Origin of the sequence: Psychromonas sp., assembly GCF_047632995.1 — a bacterium.
Classification (GTDB): domain Bacteria; phylum Pseudomonadota; class Gammaproteobacteria; order Enterobacterales; family Psychromonadaceae; genus Psychromonas.
The window spans coordinates 1-7,643 of record NZ_JBLIEK010000141.1 but is presented as its reverse complement, the minus strand read 5'-3'; the positions used below and the strand labels follow the sequence as shown (position 1 = coordinate 7,643).

Annotated in this window: 5 protein-coding genes; 2 read left to right on the top strand and 3 right to left on the bottom strand. The window is 41.3% G+C overall.

The genetic code is table 11. The features are described from left to right. The first annotated feature begins 2,028 nt into the window (after window positions 1-2,028). The gene (locus tag ACJAT7_RS16515) at window positions 2,029-3,039 is read left to right on the top strand and encodes a porin (protein ID WP_415227901.1); all 1,011 of its coding nucleotides are present in this window, start codon (window positions 2,029-2,031) and stop codon (window positions 3,037-3,039) included. Between the two features lie 435 nt (window positions 3,040-3,474). Continuing rightward, complete coding sequence (locus ACJAT7_RS16510; RefSeq protein ID WP_415227902.1) at window positions 3,475-3,756, top strand: hypothetical protein; 282 nt, start codon at window positions 3,475-3,477, stop codon at window positions 3,754-3,756. On the opposite strand, the gene ACJAT7_RS16505 is transcribed toward ACJAT7_RS16510, so the two are convergent. From ACJAT7_RS16505 to ACJAT7_RS16495, 3 genes are all read right to left on the bottom strand, one after another. Continuing rightward, on the bottom strand, window positions 3,695-3,823 hold the full coding sequence (locus ACJAT7_RS16505) for a MetS family NSS transporter small subunit (RefSeq protein ID WP_415227900.1): 129 nt from the start codon (window positions 3,821-3,823) through the stop codon (window positions 3,695-3,697). The two genes, ACJAT7_RS16510 and ACJAT7_RS16505, sit on opposite strands and share 62 nt — an antisense overlap. Next, window positions 3,801-5,300, bottom strand: a complete 1,500-nt coding sequence (locus ACJAT7_RS16500) for a sodium-dependent transporter (RefSeq protein ID WP_415227899.1) — start codon at window positions 5,298-5,300, stop codon at window positions 3,801-3,803. The genes ACJAT7_RS16505 and ACJAT7_RS16500 overlap by 23 nt, the downstream gene beginning before the upstream one ends. Window positions 5,301-5,607: 307 nt before the next feature. Then, a partial coding sequence (locus ACJAT7_RS16495; RefSeq protein WP_415227898.1) for an efflux RND transporter permease subunit occupies window positions 5,608-7,643 on the bottom strand: 2,036 nt, incomplete at its 5' end.

Here is a 7,643-nt window from a genome sequence, read left to right as displayed (position 1 = left end):
TACCAGTAATCAGTGAACCTCTGGCATGGTTAGCATACTTTGTAATCGGTATCGCAGTTTCAATGACGCTCACTGTCGCTATTAAGATGATGAGAAAAGGCACTGTCGGTATTAAGATGATTAAAAAAGAAAAAAAAGCTCAGGCTGTCTAATTACTAAAATCTGATGGGCATCCACATTGCAGCTTGATGTGGATCTCTTTTTTCAACCATGGAGGTATCCTCCAGAAACAAAAAACAACCCATCCCATTAATTAACATCCATTTCTAAAGCAGAGTTTTTACCCTCCCCCTACGTCACTGATAAACCAATTTATATATTAGTAACCATCAAAACAACGATTAGCTAACTCATTTTTCTGAGCCATGAACAAACCGGATCGATTGACTTTAAATCTGGATAGTACGTTGGCAATATGGCGGCCAAAATTTTAGAGAATAAGGCGAAAGAACGTGGCTATGAAATCAAAGTAGAAAAGCAAGGAAAACGGTATTGAAGGCCGGATCACCAAGCAAGATATAGAACATTATCTTTACTACAGACGTTGGTGTTGCAGAGGTGGAAAGCTTTGAAGGGGGATCTGTTCAGGGGAAAGTAAAAAATGGCATCAACAAAGCAGACGCAATGCTAGATGCACTTGAGCAGAAAAGGGCAGTGTAATGAGCTTTCATAAACTTGCTACTCAGCTGCATTATTCGGTATTTCACACATTATCCCGATCATCATTTTGGTCTAACTATCGGTCTGCTAAATCTGTTGTTCGGTTATGATTTTATCCATAATCCAAATAATACAGTTGTTCACTATATGTATTATCAGGTATTGGTGCGCTGGGCAGATGGTGCAATCGTATATTGCTGCGTTAGAGCATTGTGCCAAAACAGCTGGAAAGTGTGAAAATGCTGATTATCATTCCTTTACTCAGTGGTTTGTTCACTGCAGCATCTATGATTAATGGGCTCAGGTCGGTTCTTCGCTTACCTGAATACCACCCTGACTGAAGGTCTGAATTTAGGTGACCCGGTTAATAAAATTCCATAGTTTCACATTAATATGGTCGCTATTTCAAGATCCATTATCCAAAGCGCTGTGACGTGCATTACCTTTTTTGAACGTATCTAATAATATGCTAAGCATTGAATGTTGATCTGCCCTTTTCCTTACAATGGGTTATTTCAGCCTACGGGTGGCGCTATAACCAGCCAGCTTCGCGCATCCTATTTACCATGCTGCACAGCAAGATCTCCACCTAATGCGCTAGGCATTCCTATTCTCATGTAAATACTGAACGGCGGTCTATCTGGAAGGTGCTATTGAGAGCCGTTGTTGTTCATCTGGTCTGTTTTTTTCAAGAAAATTATATTTACAATCTTGCACCACTTCGTAGGTTGCATCGATAGTTAAGATTTAATTTTTTCTTCACCTAGCCAGATGATTTAAAACGCAAATAGATCACTATGGGGCGCAGTTTGGCTCTCTGTTGTTATTTATCAGTACATTGGTATGTACTCTGTAGTCGAAATAAAACAGATACAACGCATAAAATTGTATTTCTTATGAATACAAATTAAAACCCTCATAAACAAGCACCTCAAAAAAATTGAATTTACGATATTTTTAATATCTATCTTAAAAAATATGGTCAATTTAAATACAGATAATGAATATAAATCGTAAAAAGAATAAATACAATACAATTACGGAAGATCAGATACAGATCACTGTTTATTTGTATGCAATAGGTATCATACTTTTTGTCGGGAGGTGAATTCCACTTTTGAAAAGTAAAATTCACGTTACTTACTAAGCAACATGAATTTGGCGAGTTAAAACCGCTGCTCGACACAGGCACTAAATAAATTATCAACATTTGCTACCTGGCAAGGCAGCGAATTATATCGAGTAAATAACGATCGTTATTACCAAGTGATGATGAAACGGATTTTACTCAACATTAAGCGCAGAGCATAACGCCGTTATGCTGTATTGCCCGCGCATTTAACTAAACAAAAGATAGGTAGGGAAACAATGAAAAAAACATTACTAGCAATCGCAATTCCAGCTCTTATATTTGCTAACGCAACTTCAGCTGTTGAATTATATAATGATGACGTCAATACTTTTGCTATCGGCGGGCATATCGCAGTTGGTTTAACTGGTTCAGAAGAGGGCGAGACTAAGGTGGAGTCACTATCACCACGTTTAAATGTTGAAGTTAGTCGCGATTTAGGTGAAGGCTTCAAGCTGGATCTTCGTAGTGAATGGTGGGTAAACATACTAGAAGGCGGCGCAGAATCATTTTCTACACGTTTAGGTTATGTAGGACTTACACATGACGCATACGGCCGTGCAGTAATAGGTACACAATGGTCTCCCTACTACAGTGTTGCTGGCATTGCAGAAAGAACAGTCTCATACGGTAACGGATTCTTATACAACAACCATTATAACCTGGGTACAGCACGTGCCGAAGGAATGGTTAGTTACAGCAATACAGCCGATTTAGGTGATGCAGGCGCTGTCAAATTTGGTCTAGGTTGGCAAGCTAAGCACACTGAAAGTAACACCGATGATTACGATACTCGTATGCAAGCTGCATTAACCTACCAGATAATGGACTTCTCAGTTGGCTATGCATATAACAGCGGTGATGTGACCTATGCATCTGTTGGCAGTACACAGGAGGCCGTCTCAAACGTAGTTTCAGCAAAATATGGCGCTTACGGTACAGGGTTATATGTAGCAGCAGTTTACGCGGAGAACGAATATATGTTCAACGCGCTTGAAGAAACTGTGCAAATGGAAGCGATTGTTGCTTACGCATTAGCAAATAGCTTAAACTTCAGCGTCAACTATGAAGCTGTTGATGATGATAAAGCCAATGATACCGTCTATAGCGAACTTGCATTCAATGTAGAATACAATTTTCTTGATAACGTCAAGGGTTATGTAGGTTACCAGGTAGATTTAGGTAGCGACGGTATTTATGATGCGGCAGAAGATAACAAATGGGCACTCGGTGTACGCGTATTCCTATAAGAATAATTATGGTAGATATTTAATAACCCTGTAAACCATGCGTTGTAACAGCGGTTGTTAATATTGAAAAAACGGTATTGAATGTATTTATAAAGCGTTCAATGCCGTTTTTTAATTTATAATTGGCATTGCTATGTACCTGAATACTGTAGAGTTACCTGTCCATGACCAGAAGCAATCTAATGCAGATGCCAAATCAGCAAGCAATTTCCCATACATAGGATATTTAGATTTTCAGGACTGAATTGGTTAAATTTAAGAAAATAACAAAAGAAGGAGCGGTGCTCTGTTTGTGATCTTATAGATTAACCACAAAAAAACATACCGCAAGCAGAGAATCCCAGTAGCCACAGAAAAAATCAATACGTAGTTAACCCTCAAACATTAAATACAGCGGCAAGATAAAGTGGATTTGTAAGACGGCACCATCAAATTATGCCTCTTGAATTTTTATTGGCATTTATTGAAACGCCTGCTTGCCAAGCAAAAGGTTTTGCCCTGTTTTATTATTTTATTACTGCACTTAAAAAGGCCCTGCGAATAATAAAGGAAGAGTGTCGCGTCCGGCGGGGTGATAGTTTATGGGCTAAAAAAAAAGGATCAACCAGGTTGATCCTATTAAATAATAGAGTAAGCGTTCGCTTACCTTCTGGTTCTATTCTTCGCGCTGTTTTAGCATCGCTTTACGAATACAGAAGGCAGCGCCTCCCCACGTAATACCTAAACCAAGAACCATCATAATAATTGCGCCAGTTGTCATCTTAAACTTCCTTAATTGGTTCATTAATAGCAATAGCAGGACTAGTTGATCTATTGATTACAATAGCAAGGACTAGCATAGCAGCGACTAGTCCCCAGCCCAATATGAGTAAATCAGATTGCCCGTAACCACCGTAACCATCGGTTAATGTGTTTACAATGTTTGTAGTAAAAATAACGATTAAAAATGCAGGGCTAAGGAAACGCAGGCACATTTTAAACCATTGACCGACGCTAAAGTCTGAAATGCTGTTTACATGTTTATGGATATCAGTCAGTTTTACCAACCATCCCATAATGAACAATTCAACAATACAACTTCCTAGCAGTGCGATATTATTAATAAAGTAATCCACCAAATCGAGCAGTAACAGGCCGCCGTTTGTGGCAAAAGAGAGTGATACAATAAAACCAACGCCGCAAACAATAGACGCCGCCATTTTACGGGACCATTTTAATTTATCGATAAAAGCGGATGTTACCGCCTCAATAATGGAGATATGCGAACTTAATCCTGCGATAACTAATGCGAAGAAAAACACTGGACCTAGAATATAAGGCGCAGGTAATAAGTTAATTGCAGATGGAATCGTAATAAATGCCAGACCGACACCAGAACCGACCACTTCGGTCAGTGGTTTAGCTTGCTCATGTGCCATATTGCCGAGGATAGCGAAGATAAGTATTCCGGCAATAATAGAGAAACCACAGTTAATTAACACCGTCATAAAGGCATTATTATTGATATCCGATTTCTTAGGCAGGTAGCTGGAATAAGCGAGCATAATGGCAAAGCCAACACTTAAAGTGAAAAATATTTGCCCATAAGCTGCTGACCAGACTTTAGGATCTGCAATTTTACTAAAATCAGGTTCGAATAGGTAATTCAGACCATCTAAAGCGCCCGGTAAAAAAACCATACGCGCAATTAAGGCCACCACCATTAAAAAGAGCAGAGGCATCATAATCTTACTGGCGCGTTCAATACCGGATTTTATTCCCCAGAAGATGGCAGTAAAAGTAACCGCCCAGGCAATCGCCATTGGAATGGCAATATGCCACTGCACCAAGCCTAATTTACTCGGTGAGTTATCATCACCTAGTTTTAGGTATTCTCCGAAGAAGTAGGCATTGGTATCCGCTCCCCAGCTTTGCGTGAAAGACATACTGAAATAGGAGATTGCCCAACCGATAACCGCAACATAATAAACGGCGATAACGGCTGCAATAGACACTTGAAACCAGCCAAGCCACTCATATTTTTTACTCAATTGCGCAAACACGCGTGGTGCAGAGCCTCTGTATTTGTGACCCATGCCGAATTCCATAATCATAAAAGGAATACCGGCAGTGAGCATCGCAAAAAGATATGGGATAAAAAATGCGCCGCCGCCATTTTCATAAGCCATATACGGAAAACGCCAAATATTACCTAATCCTACTGCTGAACCAACAGCCGCAAGAATAAAGCCCGCTCGGGACCCCCATTGTTCTCGTTTCATAAAAATTTCCATGTAGTTTATTCTTGAACATTAGCGTATCTGCTAATTATTGAAATTAATGCGCTTAAGCTTATACCCAAATTACTGGAAAATGGATCTTCAAGTAATTTGGGTATATTAGCCAAGCATAAAAACAGAGTACCTATTTGAATGGGGCAAGGCAATAATTACTTTGTATAGAGGTTCCTTTCTAAGGCTCTACCCGTCATTCCCGAGTTTTTTATCGGGAAATGACAAATTTATCAGGAACAAATTTGAACGTTGGAATTGACGACAACGACCTGAAAGGCGCAGGGCACGCCGACTATTAACGCTCAAATTGTTTATGCATAAAGGTGTAATAGAGCACCGGGATAATAACCAGTGTTAATATTGTTGAGATTAAAATGCCGAAGATAAGGCTAATCGCCAATCCTGAAAATATCGGATCATCAAGGATAAAAAAGGCCCCGATCATGGCTGCCAATCCAGTTAAAATAATCGGTTTTGCACGTACCGCGCCAGCGTGAATGACCGCTTCTTTAAAGGGTTTCCCATCACGGGCTTGGTGGTTGATAAAATCGACGAGCAGAATCGAATTGCGCACAATAATACCCGCGAGTGCGATCATGCCGATCATTGAAGTCGCTGTAAATTGCTGGCCCAAAAGCGCATGACCGGGCATCACGCCAATGATGGTCAAAGGAATGGGCGCCATAATAATCAGCGGTACTATGTAGGATTTGAACTGCGCCACGACTAATAAGTAAATTAACACCATACCAACGGCATAAGCGATGCCCATATCACGGAATGTTTCATAGGTTATTTTCCATTCTCCATCCCAAAGTATTTCCACTGCACTGGTGCCGCTTGGCTGCTCTACAAAGTATTGCGTAATATCTAAGCCGAGATCTTTTATTCGACCGGATATGGCAAACATGCCATAAAGCGGACTATCGAGATCGCCGGTCATATCAGCGGTGACCATGATCATCGGAATCATGTTTTTGTGCATAATAGGTTTGTCCGTAATGGTTTTTTCGATGCTGACCATTTCTGAAAGCGCAATTAACTGTCCGCCTTGACTGGATAATTTAAGGTTTAACAGTTGCGCTAGATCCACTTTTTCGCCCTCTTTGAGTTGCAGGCGAATCGGGATCGCATATTTCTGTTTCTCCCTGTGCAAAATATTAATCTCTTTACCGCCGACAGAAGTGGCAACGGCATCGACGATATTGGTATAAGGAACGCCAAAGCGAGCCGCTTTACTGCGATCAATGTTAACCAACCATTTCAGCTGTTCTTCCGGCAGCATAATGTCGATATCAACCACATTCTCCGCTTCGCTAAATAACGTTTTTAAGTCTGTTGCGGTTTGCTCGCGCAAGGCCTGATTCGGGCCATAAACTTCCGCGACAATGGGCGACCATACTGGCGGCCCAGGCGGCACTTCAACAACTTTGACATTGGCGCGATAAGGTTTGGCAATCGCCTGCAGATTTTCGCGCACGCTTACCGCTATTTGATGGCTATCACGTGTGCGATGTTTTTTATCCACTAAGTTAACCTGAATATCGCCCAGTTCCTGGCTCGCGCGCGTGTCGTAATGGCGTACTAGCCCGTTAAAATTAATCGGGGCGGCGGTGCCCGCATAGAGCTGAAAATCTTTTAATTCGGGAATTTTTGCAACGACATCGCTTAATTCAACGAGCACTCTTTGTGTTAGCTCAACGGGACTCCCTTCAGGCAGGTCGACAATAATTTGAAACTCTGATTTATTGTCGAAGGGCAGCATCTTCATTACCACCCACTGTTTGATTGGCAGGATAAGCGAAACAACGATTAACAGTAATACCCCGGCAAAAAGCATCCAACGTGCGAATTTTGCTTTGTTACCGAGAATAAATGGACCAATCAATCTATTGAATAATCGTCCCATAAAGTTATCGTTATCGGATTCACTTTGCTTTGCTGCTATTTCAGCCGGGTGATGTTTAAGCAGTTTACTGCTCAGCCAGGGAGACAGAGTAAAGGCAACGGCCAGAGAAATAAGCATCCCCATACTGGCGTTAATAGGGATAGGGCTCATATATGGCCCCATCAGGCCGGTGACAAATGCCATGGGTAAGAGTGCTGCAATAACGGTAAAGGTTGCAAGAATGGTCGGGCCGCCGACCTCATTCACTGCGATAGGAATAAGTACACTTAGTTTCTCGTTGCTCAGTTTCATATGGCGGTGAATATTTTCAACCACCACAATGGCATCATCGACCAAAATTCCGATTGAGAAAATAAGCGCAAACAGCGAAACCCGGTTAAGGGTAAAGCCATAAGCCCATGAGGCGAATAGAGTGATGGTTA

Coding starts and splice junctions, on each gene's coding strand:
- ACJAT7_RS16515 (WP_415227901.1), top strand. CDS start 2,029: ATGAAAAAAACATTACTAGCAATCGCAATTCCAGCTCTTATATTTGCT.
- ACJAT7_RS16510 (WP_415227902.1), top strand. CDS start 3,475: ATGCCTCTTGAATTTTTATTGGCATTTATTGAAACGCCTGCTTGCCAA.
- ACJAT7_RS16505 (WP_415227900.1), bottom strand. CDS start 3,823: ATGAACCAATTAAGGAAGTTTAAGATGACAACTGGCGCAATTATTATG.
- ACJAT7_RS16500 (WP_415227899.1), bottom strand. CDS start 5,300: ATGAAACGAGAACAATGGGGGTCCCGAGCGGGCTTTATTCTTGCGGCT.